This is a genomic window from Staphylococcus sp. NAM3COL9, assembly GCF_001431205.1.
In the GTDB taxonomy this organism is placed as follows: Bacteria; Bacillota; Bacilli; order Staphylococcales; family Staphylococcaceae; genus Staphylococcus.
In genome coordinates this window covers 59,758-74,565 of record NZ_LGPC01000004.1, presented here as the reverse complement: position 1 = coordinate 74,565, position 14,808 = coordinate 59,758, and the positions used below count along the sequence as shown (strand labels likewise).

Below are 14,808 nucleotides of genomic sequence, written 5' to 3'. Positions count from 1 at the left end.
CGTAGCCTATATGACTAAACTTTATGGACTTGTAAATTGAAATATATTTTCATATGTCATTTTCAAATTACTCCTTTTTAATAATAATTAAATAAAAAATAGCCCATTCTCATACAACAGTTATATTGTATGAAAATGGGCATGACTAGCATTAAAATGAAATATTAGTGATTTAGTATTACTGGTACAAGTAGATGTGAATCATAGTCCCCACCTGTATAAATGTTGTGTTTACCTTGATTTACTGTTTCGTCATGTTCATAACGTGTTTTTAGTCCCGGCGTACTGTTACCTTTAACAACTTCACTTGCTTTAACGACAACTTGGATGCTTTCACCCTGTTTGAATAATGTACCGGAAGGTAAGATTTCAACTTCTACAGGTACAATTTCATCTCCATTGAGTTTAGCTTCGTTTTCGTGTGTATGCCAAGGTTGTAGTGGTGTAGATTTATTATTATCCAATTCACGATGAGAAACACGTAACCATCCTGTAGCAACTTGATCATCTTCAATATGATTAAAGTCAGGGAAGTTCACTTCCTCACCTTGACGATTTCTTTTTTTAATACCTACAAATAAATCCATATCATCAGCTTCGTCGGCAGAAACCCATAGTTTCAATTTCATATTGCCTGTAAGTTCTGTATCTTGATCAAATAAGCTACGGAATCTTACTTCATCATTGCCTTCGACTTCACTGTCATAAGAAATTTTAGCTGTGTCTTGAGGTTTTGAAGTATTGAGTGACATCGTTTGACCATCTAAATATAAAGCAGTTTCTTTCGTATTTGGAATTGGGAAATCGCTCGTATATTTTGTGTAACCTTGATAGAATTTATCTCTGACTTCGTAGCTCACTTTAGGTGTATCTTGCCAATCGTTATCGATACCTTTGAGATAATAGTCAAAGAAATCTTTTTGCTGTTCAAGAGATTCACGTGCATAATAAGTTTCCCATTCTTTACGTCCGTGGATTTTAAGCCATTTATCTTTGGAAGAAGCTTGTTTAAATCCTTCGAATGTACCTCTATTATGCAAGCCCTGTGTAGACCAGCTCGCGCAAACAAACATAGGTACTTGAATGGCTGATAAATTAGCTTGTTTTCCTTTCCAGTAATCATCAAATAAAGGATGATCCTTTTGAACACCTTTTAGGTCTTCAATATCTGTGTCTGGCCATCTTGCCACAATACCTTCATACCAGAATCTATAAAAACCAGTATCAGGTATACCGCCATGAAAAGCAATTTCACGATACATATCGTTTAAGCCTTCCCAAGGAATCATGGCTTTTAAATGCGTTGGATTTAGTGAAGCAACCCACCATTGTGTCACAGCTAAATAAGAAACACCATTTGTACCAACGTTGCCGTTACTCCATGCTTGTTTACCAGCCCATTCAATTACTTCTGCGTAATCTTTGGCTTCTGAAAGTCCCCAAGGGTATAGAGAACCTTTAGATTTAGCACTACCGCGTAACGCAACTTTAACTACGATATAGTCATTCGGCACCCAGAAACCAGGATCTGGAGATTCTTCTGGCGTTATACTTGAAGTTGGAATGGCACCCAGTGTTGGCCATATAGCTCCCATATTAGTGATTTTAGGTTTGTTATCTTTACCGTACGTGTCTGCGGATATCACGACAGGAAATTGACCTGATTTATTAGGACGGATAATGTTAACGTATAATTCTGCGCCATCTGACATTGGAACAGCAATATCTTTTTCCATAATCATTTCTTGGTTACCATATTGAATACTATCAACAACGATGTGATTTGTACCTTCAGTAATATCCTCGATAGGTGTTGCAGTTAATTTTGGATTACCTAGCATTTGTTTAGTCATTTAAATCATTCCTTTCCTATAAAGTAATACTTGGTTTTTGAATACACTTTCACCTTATATTTAAAATAAGTAATAAACAACAATCAAGAGTGTGATAACTGTATGAAAATCAACGAATAGGTTAATATTGTTGGTAAATAAAGAATATTGGAGGTATAAAAATCCTATGGTTCAAGACCGGAGAATACGTAAATCACAACAAGCGATTAAATCTGTATTTTTAGAGTTACTAAGAAACGATGATTTTGAAAATCTGACAGTACAGCAATTAGCAGATACAGCAGATATTAATAGAGGAACATTTTATAGTTATTATTCAGACAAATATGAGTTACTAGAACAGATGGAAAATGAAATGATAAATAACTTACAACGATTTATAGATAATCAACATGATAAAAAAAATGATGTTTTTACAAATATTGTTAAAAATATCATGGTTTATTTAATTGAACATATTGATGAGAATAGAAAATTTTATTCCATCATGTTTAACATAGGTAAAGCTTCTATGCTGCAAGAAAAATTATATAGACTTATTTATAACCATTTAAGTGCATATAAAGGGCAAGACAACAAAATTGGAAGTATGCCATTTGATTATTTTATGAGTTATGTGTCAGGAGCAGGAATTTCTATATTAAAACATTGGATAGAAGATGAGCACAGAATTACAAAAGAGGAATTTGTGAATCATTTCTATAACATTGTGACTGTAGGAACGATTGGTATCGTAAAACAGTCTATGTAAGGTGAAGCAGTAGTTATTAGTTGGAGCTATACGTGTGGGTGAAGCGGAAAAGAGACGGATTTAAAGGACTATGCATGGAATGAACATGAAAAGCGTTTAAAACAATAAACCAAGTATTCAAAACTTTATCCAATTGCCAATACATAAGAGCAAACATCAAAATTGATAGAATTAGATTTATAAAAAATATAAACCATCTCATTTAAAAATCATCCTTAGTATTTTGTTTATGTTTTTCTATTTGGTTAAATATGAATTCCAAGATAGTAGTGAGTTGTGACCTCAAAAGAGATTGCTAGAATAATAAGGATGAAAACATTCAAGTGGTCATACCATATAAGAGAAGCAAGATACATTTAGTAGTAGCCTTTTTCTTTTAAAGAAAATTTTTTACTTAATTCTCTTTCAACAACAAAAGTACTAAGTATTATTACAATGAACATAATACTGTATAATATGATATTTTTAGTGGAAAAATGCTTTATTGGAAGTGAAAATAGTATTAAAGTTGTCAAATGAGTTAGTGTAAAATAAAATATATTAATAAATTGTTTCATCTTAAACACTATTTCTTTTATTAAACCTGATTTCAAGCAGTGGAGCCTTCAGCATAAGTTACTGTCATACCAGCTCCAACGCTCTAACCTACAGGTCCAGAAACTTCTAAAGCTGCCATTGCTCCAGTTGTAGCAAGCGTGTGACTTGCACCAGCTGCAGATAGTGTATCGCAAGAAGCACTTGGAGGATTCTCAGAGTTATTATTTTCTTCGACTTTCGTTTCTATTTCCTTATTATAAGCTAATAAAATAATCAAAAGTATTTTTGCTATTTGGTGATTTTTTTACATAATCGACGATTATCGGAACATAAGTTAAAAGAAACTCCTTTTTAAAATGGAGTCTTTTAAGCGTTGATAAATCAAATACTAACTTAATAACAATCGAATTAGTACAGCTCTTTTATTACATATAATCTGCAAATCTATCTCTAAAGCGCATATGTAAGATTGATCCTAAACTAAAGATTAGAAGGCAAAGGAAGATATTATACAATGCCAGTTCCCAATGCGTAATAAAATACCATTCGTGATGCAATATGGCTGCCCTATATCCTCCAGCTAAAAAGTATATTGGATTAAATTGCATTACTGTCCCAACTATTTGATTATTTGGTAAATAGAGTATAGAAGAGACGAAAAATACCATTCTCATTAAAGCTTGTAAAATTAAATGTATATCTTTAATTAACATACTTAATGTTGACGCTAATAATGCTATAGCATTGGTTAAAATTAATGCATAAAATAAGTATATAAATAATTGTAAAGTATATATAGAGGGCTTATATCCTCCAATGAAACAAACACTCATAACAATTACTAGTAGAAAAATGTGACCATAGAACTTACTAAAAACGATATAACTAGGAATAATAGAAAGTGGGAAATTCATTTTAGCTACTTGATTAAATTTTGAAGTAATGGACTTACTTCCCTCTAGAACACCTTCATTTACGAAAAACCACATACTAATACCAACAATCAGCCAATATATAAATGGGACGCCCTCCACTATCTTATTGCTTCTTAGAGCTAAACCAAAAATAAACCAAAAAACCGCAATTTGCATGGTAGGGTTAATTAATTCCCACGCCATTCCTAAATAATTCTTTTTATTAGAAATTCTTAATTGAAATTCGGCTAATCTTCTTATTAAATATAAATTTTTCAATTGTTCTTTTAATACAAACCATATTGAATTCATTTGAATATATCACTCTTTCTATATGTAACGATACTTTTGCAAACAAACCAAATTCATATAATTTGTTAACATTGCTAAACTTTACAATAACTAAATAACAGACACAACTTTTTATTCATATAAAACAATTTTTTTTTGCTTATCTTTTGTGTACGGTTAATAAACAACTACATTTTTCACATAATTCTTTTATGAGAAAGATGCACCTAATAATCCAAAACCTATGAATACTACAAAATATACAATCGCCCAAATAATTGCTAATTTTTTAGAAAAACGATTTGTAGCGAATAACATAACTCCAAATACATATGCACCTATAAATGTTTGTAAATTAAATGCAGCTAATACTTTGTTTCCTTTATCAAAAATGTTAAGGCTTGTAATAGAATAGTCTGTTGGTGATAAGCCTGTGATCCACTGGATGATTATGACAATTAAAGCAATAATTCCGGTAATCAATGTATAACTTAAAGTAGCAGAGAAAATGGATTTCCCACTTGCATCAGATTTCATAATTTTAGAAATTAATAAAAAGATGACAAATGTAATACCAATACTAACAATAGCACCGAATACTCCAGCAATAGAAGCACCGATTTGTCCGAACAATTTAGCTTGTTCCAATTGATCTCCTGTCATACCCGCACCTTTAAACAGTGCGTTATAGTCAATTGCAAGCACTCCAATAACAGCTGATAATGTCATTACTACAATTGCGAGTATAAACTTTAATCCCCATTTTGGCTTTTTACGTAAATTTGAAAAGTGCTGAACTAAGGGTAATTTAGATTCTTCCATTTAATGCTTTCCTCCTATGTGTATAATTTATCAAATCATAACACTCGTTATATTGTTTTTAAATAGTTTTATAATTTTTTAATATATTAATAAATACGATTATTAATATATTTTTAATTGCATAAATATGATAGTATTACACTTAAAATAAGTATTGAGAGGATTTATAAAATGAAGAAAAAATGGATGTGGCTCATAGGGATCGTCGCGATAATTGGATTAGTAGTCGTAGCATTGGTTTTAAAGCAGGCCAACAGTAGCTCGGCAGAGAAAGAGGGTTATGATACATATACAGTGGAAAAAGAAAGTCCACTCAATTTAGAAGGAAAAGCATCACCCAATTCAGTTAAAACATATAACAACAACAGTCAATTAGGGACATATATCAATACACTAGTTGATGATGGTCAATCAGTTAAACAAGGAGATCCATTAATTAACTATGATATTAATAACAGTAAGCGGGAACAATTAGCAAATAAAGTAGATGAAGCTCAAAATGCTGTGAATAAAGACTATCAGAATATAAATCAAAGCCCTAACAACAATGATTTACAAAAGCAATTATCACAAGATCAAAATGTACTAAGTAAAGCACAACAACAATTGAATTCACATGATAAACAAGTTAATGATAGTGTCTATGCCGATTTTGATGGAAAAGTGGATATTAAAAATGAAGATTATGTAACAGATGGTGAAACGATACTTCAATTAGTATCAAATGAAGCACAGATTAAGACGACAGTTTCTGAATTTGACCTGAATAAAATCAAAAAAGACAATAAAGTAAATGTGAAAGTGACAAGCACGGGTGAAACGGGTGAAGGTAAAATCAAAAAAATCTCAGAATTACCTAAGAGTTATGAAGAAAATTTAAATAAATCAACTGCTGGTGGCACTTCAGCTGTATCAGGTAGTGAAGATGAAGCTGCAGCAATGAAAGCCTCAAATCCAGTTGAAGCTGATCCTAGTGATGGCAATGATTCTGAAGCATCTAAATATACCGTGGTTATTGACGAGATAAATATTCCTGTGCGTGCGGGTTATTCTATGGAAGTGAAAGCACCATTAGATTCTATTAAATTACCTAAATCTGTCCTTACAAACGACAATAATGTTTTTGTGGTAAATGATGAAGGAAAAGTTAAACAACAAGATATTAAAATAGATGAAATCAATGGTGAAATTTTTGTAAAAGGTGGATTAGAAAAAGGGGATAAACTCATTAAAAACCCTAAAAAAACAATGGATGATGGAGATAAAGTTGAGGTGTCATCATGATAGAACTTGTAGATATCAATCGATATTTCAAAAATGGGGATGAACAAAATCATATTTTGAAAGATATTCATATCAATATCAATGAAGGTGAATTCATTGCGATTATGGGTCCTTCAGGTTCTGGTAAAAGTACGTTAATTAACATTTTAGGGTTTATTGATCGTGGTTATGAAGGTGATTATCTTTTTAATCATGAAAATTATCAAGAAAGCTCAGATAATCAACTTGCAGATATTAGAAATAAAACAGTTGGCTTTGTCTTTCAAAACTTTAAATTAATTCAAAATAATACAATTTTAGAAAATGTCAGCATTCCTCTCGTTTATGCAGGTTTAGGCACTCAAGCGCGAAAGTCACATGTGACACGTACGTTACATGATGTAGGTTTGTTTGATAAAGAAAATTTAGTGCCCAACAAATTATCGGGTGGGCAACAACAACGTGTTGCTATCGCACGTGCCATTATCAATCAACCTAAGTTTATTATTGCTGATGAGCCTACGGGTGCACTTGATTCGAAAACGTCTCAAGATATTATTGATTTATTCGTAAAACTTAATAAAGAACATAATACGACGATGATATTAGTAACGCATGATCGCAAAGTTGCAGACCAAGCAGATCGTATTATTCATATTCTTGATGGTCGTGTTCAACGAGAAGAGGTGGTTGGATGAAGAATTTGTCTAATATCATCGCCATTTCATTTAAATCTATTTTAAAAAATAAACGACGTAATATTTTTACGATGATTGGTATTATTATTGGTATTGCAGCCGTTATTACAATTATGTCTTTAGGTAATGGCTTTAAAAAAACGGCTTCTGAAGAATTTGAAGATACGGGTGCTGGAAAAAATGCTGCAACTATTAATTTCATGAGTAATGATATGGAAGGTGCGAAAACGAACCCTTTCAGCCAACAAGACTTGAGTATTATAAAACAAGTTAATGGCGTTTCAGATGCCGAGATTAAAGAAACGGATGATCAAAGTTTTTCTGCAAAAATGACAAATGCGCAGAAAAAAGGTGATATCAATATTATGAAAAAAGATGCTATGGATAGCCCTGAAAAGGGGAAAGGCTTTGATGAAGATGATAATGAATTACGGAATAAAGTCGTAACGGTTGATGATAAAATTGCCAAAAATGTTTTTAATAAAGATGCCATTGGAAAAATATTATATATTGATAATCAAGGTTTCGAAGTCGTTGGTATTGCCAATGATGCGATGAATCCATCAGCTGTGAATATGCCTTCAAAAACCTTTGAGCAATATATGAGTGGTCTAAGTCAAGATTTCCCGTCATTGAAACTTTCATTGGAAGACGGAGCTAATAAAAAGGATACAGCAAATAAGATCGTAGATAAATTAAATAAAAAGGGTTCTGGCATCAGTGACGGTAGCTATAGTTACAATGATACTGAAGAAATGATGAAAGGCATCAATCAAGTCTTTGATGCGATTACCTACTTTGTAGCAGCTGTCGCAGGTATCTCATTGTTTATTGCCGGCATTGGCGTAATGAATGTAATGTACATTTCTGTTTCAGAACGTACAGAAGAAATTGCGATTCGACGCGCATTTGGTGCGAAGTCCCGAGATATCGAATTACAATTCTTAGTAGAAAGTGTCGTGCTTTGTGCGATTGGTGGCGTCATTGGTCTGATTATAGGTATCTTAATAGCGTCAGGCGTCGATGCGTTAACGCCAGACTATATTAAGAGTGTTGTCAGTCTAGGTTCTGTTTTAACAGCGGTTGGTGTATCAATGTTAATCGGCATCGTATTCGGTTGGATTCCAGCCAGATCCGCAGCTAAGAAAGAATTAATTGATATTATAAAATAGAGTTCTATAGTTCTATTTACATGAAAAACTCCCTTCAAAGTGACACTTAAAATGTGAAAGCTTTGAAGGGAGTTTTTTAGTTTAGAAAATATAAATAAGTTGTTATTAAGTAATAGATATTGGTAATTGCGATTTTGAACATATTATAAATATTTTAAGTTAATTTTTCATGTAAGCTATTTTTTATATCAGCTTTATAAATTAATCTTAATGCGATAACCATTAAAATTAATGCGATAATTCTTTTTACATCAAAGTGAATAACCGTGCCTTCAAACAAACCAAAATGGTCGATAATCATACCCATCGTCAGTTGTCCGATAACAGCAGAGATATTTGTTGCTATAACACCTATTTTGGGAATTGCTACGATTGTTAAAAAGAGATAACCAACACCAAACCAAACAGCGCTCAATTGCCATTTAGGCGCGCTAAAGAAATCTAAGAAGTTACCTTCTCCAAAAAACAAAGTAATAATGAATAAAATCATACCACCTGTTATAAATGTTAAAAAGGCACTTTCTAATGTTCCTGCTTTTTTACTAAAAGCTCCGTTTACTGAAGATTGTGTACTTAGAGTGATACCAGCTATTAAAGCTATAACTACTAAACCTACTTGCATTTTCTACTCCTCCTAATAAATAAGCGTTAATGCAACTATCATTAGTATAATTGCCACTACTTTTTCAATTCTTAATGGTCGTTTTTCACTACCTAGTATGCCGTAATGTTCTATTAAAGCACTCATAATCATTTGGCCAACTACAACACTGCCCATTGCTAGTCCAACACCTATTATAGGAATGATGAAAACTAAAACAGTTAAGTAAATAACGCCTAATATGCCTCCAGTTAATTGCCATTTAGGTGCTTTAATTGCGTAAGATAGTTTGCCTTTACCTAAAAACAATAATGCAATGCCTAAGATGATTGTTCCTATGGCAAAATTGTATAAACTACTTTCTAATTCTCCAATAGAATTACCTAACACTGCATACATGGCACCTTCGATACTTAAAAATATACCTGCTACTATAGCAAGGATATAAAATATAAATTTATTCATGATTTACCTCTTTCCTTATTTCGCGAATTATCGAATTATAATCAATAAAAAAAGATCTCTAAAGATCTTCTTTTATTAGATTGGCTAATTCATTAATACTTTCTTCATTTCTTCTATAATAAGTCCATTGACCATGTCTTTCGGATTCTAATAGCCCTACTTGCTGCATCATTTTTAAATAATGTGAGACAGTAGAGGGCGACATATTGGCTTTTTCTTGTATATCTCCTACACATACGCCTCCCTTTTCTTTTAAATATTCACCTGTATAAATATGTCCAAAATGTTCACTAGGATGTTTTAGCCAAACTAAGATATCAACACGGGTATAGTTACTTAATACTTTAAAAGTTTCTACTAAGTTTTTCATAATGTACATAATATTCGAGAATATTCGAAATGTCAATACAAAAAACTATTTAAAAGAAAAGTAGCAAAATTTTAAATATTATTCTCACTAAAACATCTAATATTCCAAGTATATATATTAAAAGAGACTTCCTTTCAAAAGGGAGTCTCTTAATTATTTCAAAATCAAATTTATTCTTAATAACAAAGGTTATTGGTGCTTGTTGTTAACTAGATAAAGGACCTTTAACTTTTCGTTAAAGGTTTTTATTTTTTCATCTCTTAGATTTGTATAATATTCAATATCTTCCTTTCTAGTCTCTAAAGGAAATATGTTATAAATATCTTGATAAAATTCAATACTTGATTTATTACGCTGGCCTTCTAAAGATATTCTTGTACTATCAGGTTTAACTGTTGATAATTCATAATTAGGTAATACACTGTGATAAACATTTACTATTTTCCCATCTTTTATTAAATCTGATGTATTTATAAATTTAATCTCTATATGATGTTGGTGTGATACTTTGCTAGTTAACATTGCTAGCATAACATCACAAAACATGATGGTCATAACGCCTTTATTTTCAAATGTAGATGATACTTCTAGTTTTTCAATACAAAATTTTTCGGTTTCCCCAAAATGCTTGAATCTGGATTTGAATGCTTCGTTTTCTTCACCATCACATCTACTAACAACACTTGTTGAAATATAATCAAATGAAGTATTTTTTAAATAATAATAAGAACTTCCATAATCTATTAATCTATTGTATGTGAAGACATTTGTTTCTTCATATTTATTTTTACAAATGATATTAAATGGATTGATAATACTATCCTTTGCAATCATACATTACGCTCCTTATAAAATTTTTGTTCATATAATGGATAGTCATCACACCTCCATTATTGAACGATTATTTAAACACATAGAAAAACACCCCACATTAAAATGTGAAGTGCTAAAGCCGATATTTTTTTGAATTGAAATAATATTTCAACAAAATACATTACTCTCCTTATTAATATAATTCTGATATTTTATATTCAATATCCGACTATATCAAAGTTCATCATTTAAAGAAATATAATTGATTCATTCAAATATAATTGTAAGTAGTTTTAAATTTATTTATTTTGATCATATGTTAACTTTAAGATGAGTTTAATAACGTTTCATGATAGTTTCTAATATAGTTACATAATGAAATATGATAAAAATCATTTGTGATTAACTCAATCAAAGGGGCAAACAGCTATGGATTTTAGAGATTTAGAGATAATAAAAGCACTAGATGATGAAAGAAATGTTACAAGAGCTGCGACAAAATTATATGTATCTCAACCTTCGTTAAGTTACAAAATTAATACACTTGAACAAGAACTTGGAGTGTCATTAATAATACGTACTAAGAAAGGTATTAGATTTACTTCTCAAGGTAGTCATCTAGTTAATTATGCTAAGAAAACATTGAATGGATTTAATAAGATGAAAGATTATCTCCACACTATAGATAATGAAGATGAAGGCGTCATCAGGCTCGGCGTCTCTCAAAATTTAGCCAGATATGATTTACCTGAACTACTTAGTAGTTTTACAAACGATTTTCAAAAAGTTCAATTCAAAATTGTTACCTCTTGGAGTCAGTCTATCTATAAATTAATAGAATCTGACGAAGTTTCGATTGCAATAGTAAGAGGAAATGCATCTTGGAAGGGTTATAAAACACTATTAAATAAAGAACCCATATGTATAATCAGTAAAGATGAGATTGATTTAGAAAAATTACCTTCAAAGTCGAGGATAGCTTTTAAGACAGATACAGGACTACAAAATACTATTGATAACTGGTGGAAAGAATCCTATAATGAGCCTCCAAATGAAGCGATGTTAATTGATAATTTGGAGTCTTGTTTAAAGTTAGTAGAAAAAGGTATGGGTTATGCAATTGCTCCAAACATTGGTGTCAGGGAATATAAAAACTTAAATATTATACCTATTAAAAATAAAAAGAATGAAATAATTTATAGAGATACTTGGTTATTATACAGGGAAGAAGAAGATTACCCTTTAATGCAAAAGTTTATTAGACGTATTAAAAATTATTATAAGAATAATAATTAAGATAAACAAAATGTCATAAAATTATTTTATGACGATAAATAAAATATATGTATTTCCCTTCTTATATTTTATTAAGTAACCTAAAGGGAGATACTTTTAGATTACTTTTTTTATGGAGGGATATTTTTGAAAAAATATGACGTAATTGTAGTTGGAACTGGGAATGCTGCACTAAGTTCAGCAATATCAGCAAAAGAGAATGGTAGTGAAGTGCTTGTATTAGAAAAAGCGCCTAAAGAAAAAAGGGGAGGAAACTCTATATTTACTGATGGGGCAATAAGATTTGCTTACAATGACTTGCATGGAATAAAGGAAGTTGTCACAGCGTTATCTGAAAGTGATTTATCAGAAATCCAAATGCCTGATTATAATATTGACGATTTTTATGATGATATTTTAAGAGTAACTAATGGTGAGAGTAATCCAGAATTAGCAAAATTTTTATCAAATGAGTCATTTGAAACTATTTTATGGATGAAAAAACAGGGAGTAGAATTTCAATTAAATGAAAATCAGTACTTTGAAATTAATGGAAACAAAACTTTTTGGGGTGGTTTACCCATAAAAACAGTAGATAAAGGGATAGGATTAATGAATTCCCTGTTTAAAAAATCCCATGAATTAGGTATCGATATTATATATAGTGCTGAAGTTAACAAAATTGAAATGAATGATAATAAAGTGACAGCAGTAACTTATCTAGACAATAATAAAAAAAAAATATCTGTTAACACTGAAGTTGTTATATTAGCATGTGGAAGTTTTGAAGCTAGTAAAGGTAAAAGGGTTAAATACTTAGGAGAAGAATGGGAAAAAGCAATAGTTAGAGGTACTGAATATAACACAGGTGACGGAATAGAGATGGCAACAGAAATTGGAGCAAATAAAGCAGGTCACTATAATGGTTGCCATGCTCATACGACAGATTATAACGCGCCTAAGGTGGGTGATTTTTCAAAACCTGGTGATATTTATAAAAAGTCATCTTATCCGTTGGGCTTAATCATCAATAAAAATGGAGAAAGATTTGTAGACGAAGGTGCTGATTTTAGAAATTATACTTATGCAAAATATGGGAAAGAGACTTTGAGACAACCTGACCAAAAAGCTTTTCAAATTTATGATTCTCAAGTCAGTCCTATGCTGAGAAAAGAATATAATTTGAAAGAAGCGACTAAGATTGTAGCCAACACCTTAGAAGAACTAGCTTCAAAAATGGATGTAAATCCTAATGATTTTGTAGAAATGATTGGTGAGTATAATTCTAGCGTTCAGAATGGAGATTATAATCCAAGTGTGAAAGATGGTAAATCCACCAAAGGTATTAGCCCAGAAAAGACAAATTGGGCTTTAAAATTTGACCAGGCACCTTATTATGCGTTTCCTATTACGTGTGGTATTACTTTTGCTTTTGGCGGTATCTCTACAAATACTAAAACTGAAGTTTTAGATGAACAATCCAATCCTATAGCTGGATTATTTGTTGCAGGAGAAATGGTAGGAGGATTGTTCTATCATAATTATCCGGGAGGATCTGGTTTAATGTCTGGTTCAGTTTTTGGTAAGAGAGCTGGAAAATCAGCTGCGGAATATGTACAAAAGAACCAAATAGACAAGTGAGAATAGTTTTTACACAATATATAAAAACCACACATGCTGTTACGCTTCCTAATAGACAAATTGACTAGGCATTGCAAATAAATATCCATTAGCGACAAACGTGTATCATTAACCGTTAGAGAACCAGCTTCCCCTGATCGCCATGGATATTTCCACATAGCATGAAATTACAGGGAGGCAAGAATGTCATTAAATGGCCTAATCATAACAGGTTGCTGCCATTTGATCTTTATAATAATCGAAATTTTCAGTCGATACTTAACTATATTAAATGAATGATTATGTTCTGTTCAATATTTTTAAGTAGAGTATAATGCAAAGTTTTGAAAACGCTTTCAATAAAAGGGGGATTACGATGAAAAGGTGGGGGATTTTAATCATCATTTTTTCAATTGTATTAGCAGGTTGTAGCAACGACAATAAATCAAGTGCATCAAGTAAGCAGTTTCCTAATGAAACAATAGAAATTGTTGCACCAGCTTCACCAGGAGGGGGTTGGGATACAACGGCTCGTGCGATACAAAACATCATGATTGATGAGGACTTAGCCAAACAAAACGTCAATGTGATTAATAAACCTGGAGGCGGTGGAGAAGTAGGTTGGCAATATTTAAAATCACGTTCACCGAACACTTTATCTATTAATTCCAGTTTATTATTGTCTAACAATGAATTAGGCGTAAGTGATTTAGGTACAGATGACTTTACACCTATTGCTATTTTAGCTACTGAATGGATTAGTTTAACTGCATCTAATCAATCCAACTTAAGTTCTGGTAAAGAAGTGATGGAAAAATTAAAAGATGATCCAGAATCTTTAACCATAGGTGTTGCACCAGGTTTAGGTAATAATGACCACTTAGCTTTTGTACAGGCAGCTAAGGCGTATGGCGTTGATGTAGAAAAAATAGATTTCCTAGTATATAAAAGTGGTGGAGATTTACAAACAGCTTTATTAGGTGGCCATGTAGATGTTGCCTCTACTTCTGCCTCTGAAGTAAAAGAACAACACCAAACTGGAAAATTAAAAATGTTGGCAGTCACTGCAGATAATCCTGTTGAAGGTATTGAAGAGGTGCCTACATGGAAAGAACAAGGCATTGATGTCGTCTTTCCACATTGGCGCGGTGTCATGGGGCCGAAAGATATGACACCAGAACAAATTGCCTATTGGGATGAAACTATGAAGGACGTAGTGAAATCGGATAGATGGCAAAAAATAAGAAAGAATAATGATTGGGAAAACTATTATAAAGATAGTGAAGAAAGCAAGATATTTTTAAAAGAACAACGTAAGAAATATAAAAAGTTAGTCAAAGATTCAGGTATGAAATAAAGGGGG

15 protein-coding genes are annotated in these 14,808 nt (G+C 31.7%); 7 read left to right on the top strand and 8 right to left on the bottom strand.

The annotated features are described in order from the left end of the window. Positions 1-164 precede the first annotated feature (164 nt). A complete protein-coding gene (locus ACA31_RS00730) occupies positions 165-1,853 on the bottom strand; it encodes a CocE/NonD family hydrolase (protein WP_057511479.1) in 1,689 nt (562 codons plus the stop codon). Between the two features lie 166 nt (positions 1,854-2,019). On the opposite strand from ACA31_RS00730, the gene ACA31_RS00725 reads away from it, so the two are divergent. Continuing rightward, positions 2,020-2,604 (top strand): TetR/AcrR family transcriptional regulator, encoded by a 585-nt coding sequence (locus tag ACA31_RS00725; RefSeq protein WP_057511478.1) that lies wholly within the window; start codon positions 2,020-2,022, stop codon positions 2,602-2,604. 640 nt (positions 2,605-3,244) lie between these two features. On the opposite strand, the gene ACA31_RS13180 is transcribed toward ACA31_RS00725, so the two are convergent. From ACA31_RS13180 to ACA31_RS00715, 3 genes are all read right to left on the bottom strand, one after another. Next, positions 3,245-3,418, bottom strand: a complete 174-nt coding sequence (locus ACA31_RS13180) for a hypothetical protein (RefSeq protein ID WP_156393377.1) — start codon at positions 3,416-3,418, stop codon at positions 3,245-3,247. A 148-nt stretch (positions 3,419-3,566) separates the two neighbouring features. After that, positions 3,567-4,367 (bottom strand): ABC transporter permease, encoded by an 801-nt coding sequence (locus ACA31_RS00720; protein WP_057511477.1) that lies wholly within the window; start codon positions 4,365-4,367, stop codon positions 3,567-3,569. 189 nt (positions 4,368-4,556) lie between these two features. Next, entirely contained in the window at positions 4,557-5,168 is a 612-nt protein-coding gene (locus ACA31_RS00715; protein WP_057511476.1) for a YIP1 family protein, read from the bottom strand. A 171-nt stretch (positions 5,169-5,339) separates the two neighbouring features. On the opposite strand from ACA31_RS00715, the gene ACA31_RS00710 reads away from it, so the two are divergent. The 3 genes from ACA31_RS00710 to ACA31_RS00700 are packed head-to-tail and all read left to right on the top strand — an operon-like array spanning position 5,340 to position 8,301. After that, a complete protein-coding gene (locus tag ACA31_RS00710; RefSeq protein WP_057511475.1) occupies positions 5,340-6,452 on the top strand; it encodes an efflux RND transporter periplasmic adaptor subunit in 1,113 nt (370 codons plus the stop codon). After that, complete coding sequence (locus ACA31_RS00705; RefSeq protein ID WP_057511474.1) at positions 6,449-7,129, top strand: ABC transporter ATP-binding protein; 681 nt, start codon at positions 6,449-6,451, stop codon at positions 7,127-7,129. The genes ACA31_RS00710 and ACA31_RS00705 overlap by 4 nt, the downstream gene beginning before the upstream one ends. Beyond that, entirely contained in the window at positions 7,126-8,301 is a 1,176-nt protein-coding gene (locus ACA31_RS00700; protein WP_057511473.1) for an ABC transporter permease, read from the top strand. The genes ACA31_RS00705 and ACA31_RS00700 overlap by 4 nt, the downstream gene beginning before the upstream one ends. Positions 8,302-8,455: 154 nt before the next feature. Here the strand turns inward: ACA31_RS00700 and ACA31_RS00695 are convergent, their stop codons facing one another. The 4 genes from ACA31_RS00695 to ACA31_RS00680 all read right to left on the bottom strand — a co-directional run bounded on the left by ACA31_RS00695 (position 8,456) and on the right by ACA31_RS00680 (position 10,571). After that, positions 8,456-8,923: a DMT family transporter gene (locus ACA31_RS00695; RefSeq protein WP_057511472.1), complete on the bottom strand. Its 468-nt coding sequence runs from the start codon at positions 8,921-8,923 to the stop codon at positions 8,456-8,458. 12 nt (positions 8,924-8,935) lie between these two features. After that, a complete protein-coding gene (locus tag ACA31_RS00690) occupies positions 8,936-9,367 on the bottom strand; it encodes a DMT family transporter (RefSeq protein WP_057511471.1) in 432 nt (143 codons plus the stop codon). Positions 9,368-9,425: 58 nt separating this feature from the next. Further along, on the bottom strand, positions 9,426-9,737 hold the full coding sequence (locus ACA31_RS00685) for an ArsR/SmtB family transcription factor (RefSeq protein ID WP_057511470.1): 312 nt from the start codon (positions 9,735-9,737) through the stop codon (positions 9,426-9,428). Between the two features lie 189 nt (positions 9,738-9,926). Continuing rightward, positions 9,927-10,571 carry a hypothetical protein gene (locus ACA31_RS00680; RefSeq protein WP_057511469.1) on the bottom strand — a complete coding sequence of 215 codons (645 nt, stop codon included), beginning with the start codon at positions 10,569-10,571 and terminating at the stop codon, positions 9,927-9,929. A 408-nt stretch (positions 10,572-10,979) separates the two neighbouring features. Here ACA31_RS00680 and ACA31_RS00675 point away from each other — a divergent pair, with 408 nt between their 5' ends. From ACA31_RS00675 to ACA31_RS00665, 3 genes are all read left to right on the top strand, one after another. After that, positions 10,980-11,846: a LysR family transcriptional regulator gene (locus tag ACA31_RS00675; protein ID WP_057511468.1), complete on the top strand. Its 867-nt coding sequence runs from the start codon at positions 10,980-10,982 to the stop codon at positions 11,844-11,846. Between the two features lie 126 nt (positions 11,847-11,972). Continuing rightward, the gene (tcuA, locus tag ACA31_RS00670) at positions 11,973-13,466 is read left to right on the top strand and encodes an FAD-dependent tricarballylate dehydrogenase TcuA (protein WP_057511467.1); all 1,494 of its coding nucleotides are present in this window, start codon (positions 11,973-11,975) and stop codon (positions 13,464-13,466) included. Positions 13,467-13,821: 355 nt separating this feature from the next. Further along, the gene (locus ACA31_RS00665) at positions 13,822-14,802 is read left to right on the top strand and encodes a tripartite tricarboxylate transporter substrate binding protein (RefSeq protein ID WP_057511466.1); all 981 of its coding nucleotides are present in this window, start codon (positions 13,822-13,824) and stop codon (positions 14,800-14,802) included. The last annotated feature ends 6 nt before the right edge of the window (positions 14,803-14,808 follow it).

Bases quoted from the DNA above. Each gene is read 5' to 3' on its own strand.
- ACA31_RS00665 (WP_057511466.1), top strand. From the start codon at position 13,822: ATGAAAAGGTGGGGGATTTTAATCATCATTTTTTCAATTGTATTAGCA.
- ACA31_RS00730 (WP_057511479.1), bottom strand. From the start codon at position 1,853: ATGACTAAACAAATGCTAGGTAATCCAAAATTAACTGCAACACCTATC.
- ACA31_RS00680 (WP_057511469.1), bottom strand. From the start codon at position 10,571: ATGATTGCAAAGGATAGTATTATCAATCCATTTAATATCATTTGTAAA.
- ACA31_RS00685 (WP_057511470.1), bottom strand. From the start codon at position 9,737: ATGAAAAACTTAGTAGAAACTTTTAAAGTATTAAGTAACTATACCCGT.
- ACA31_RS00725 (WP_057511478.1), top strand. From the start codon at position 2,020: ATGGTTCAAGACCGGAGAATACGTAAATCACAACAAGCGATTAAATCT.
- ACA31_RS00695 (WP_057511472.1), bottom strand. From the start codon at position 8,923: ATGCAAGTAGGTTTAGTAGTTATAGCTTTAATAGCTGGTATCACTCTA.
- ACA31_RS00705 (WP_057511474.1), top strand. From the start codon at position 6,449: ATGATAGAACTTGTAGATATCAATCGATATTTCAAAAATGGGGATGAA.
- ACA31_RS00690 (WP_057511471.1), bottom strand. From the start codon at position 9,367: ATGAATAAATTTATATTTTATATCCTTGCTATAGTAGCAGGTATATTT.
- ACA31_RS00710 (WP_057511475.1), top strand. From the start codon at position 5,340: ATGAAGAAAAAATGGATGTGGCTCATAGGGATCGTCGCGATAATTGGA.
- ACA31_RS00715 (WP_057511476.1), bottom strand. From the start codon at position 5,168: ATGGAAGAATCTAAATTACCCTTAGTTCAGCACTTTTCAAATTTACGT.
- ACA31_RS00675 (WP_057511468.1), top strand. From the start codon at position 10,980: ATGGATTTTAGAGATTTAGAGATAATAAAAGCACTAGATGATGAAAGA.
- ACA31_RS00700 (WP_057511473.1), top strand. From the start codon at position 7,126: ATGAAGAATTTGTCTAATATCATCGCCATTTCATTTAAATCTATTTTA.
- ACA31_RS00720 (WP_057511477.1), bottom strand. From the start codon at position 4,367: ATGAATTCAATATGGTTTGTATTAAAAGAACAATTGAAAAATTTATAT.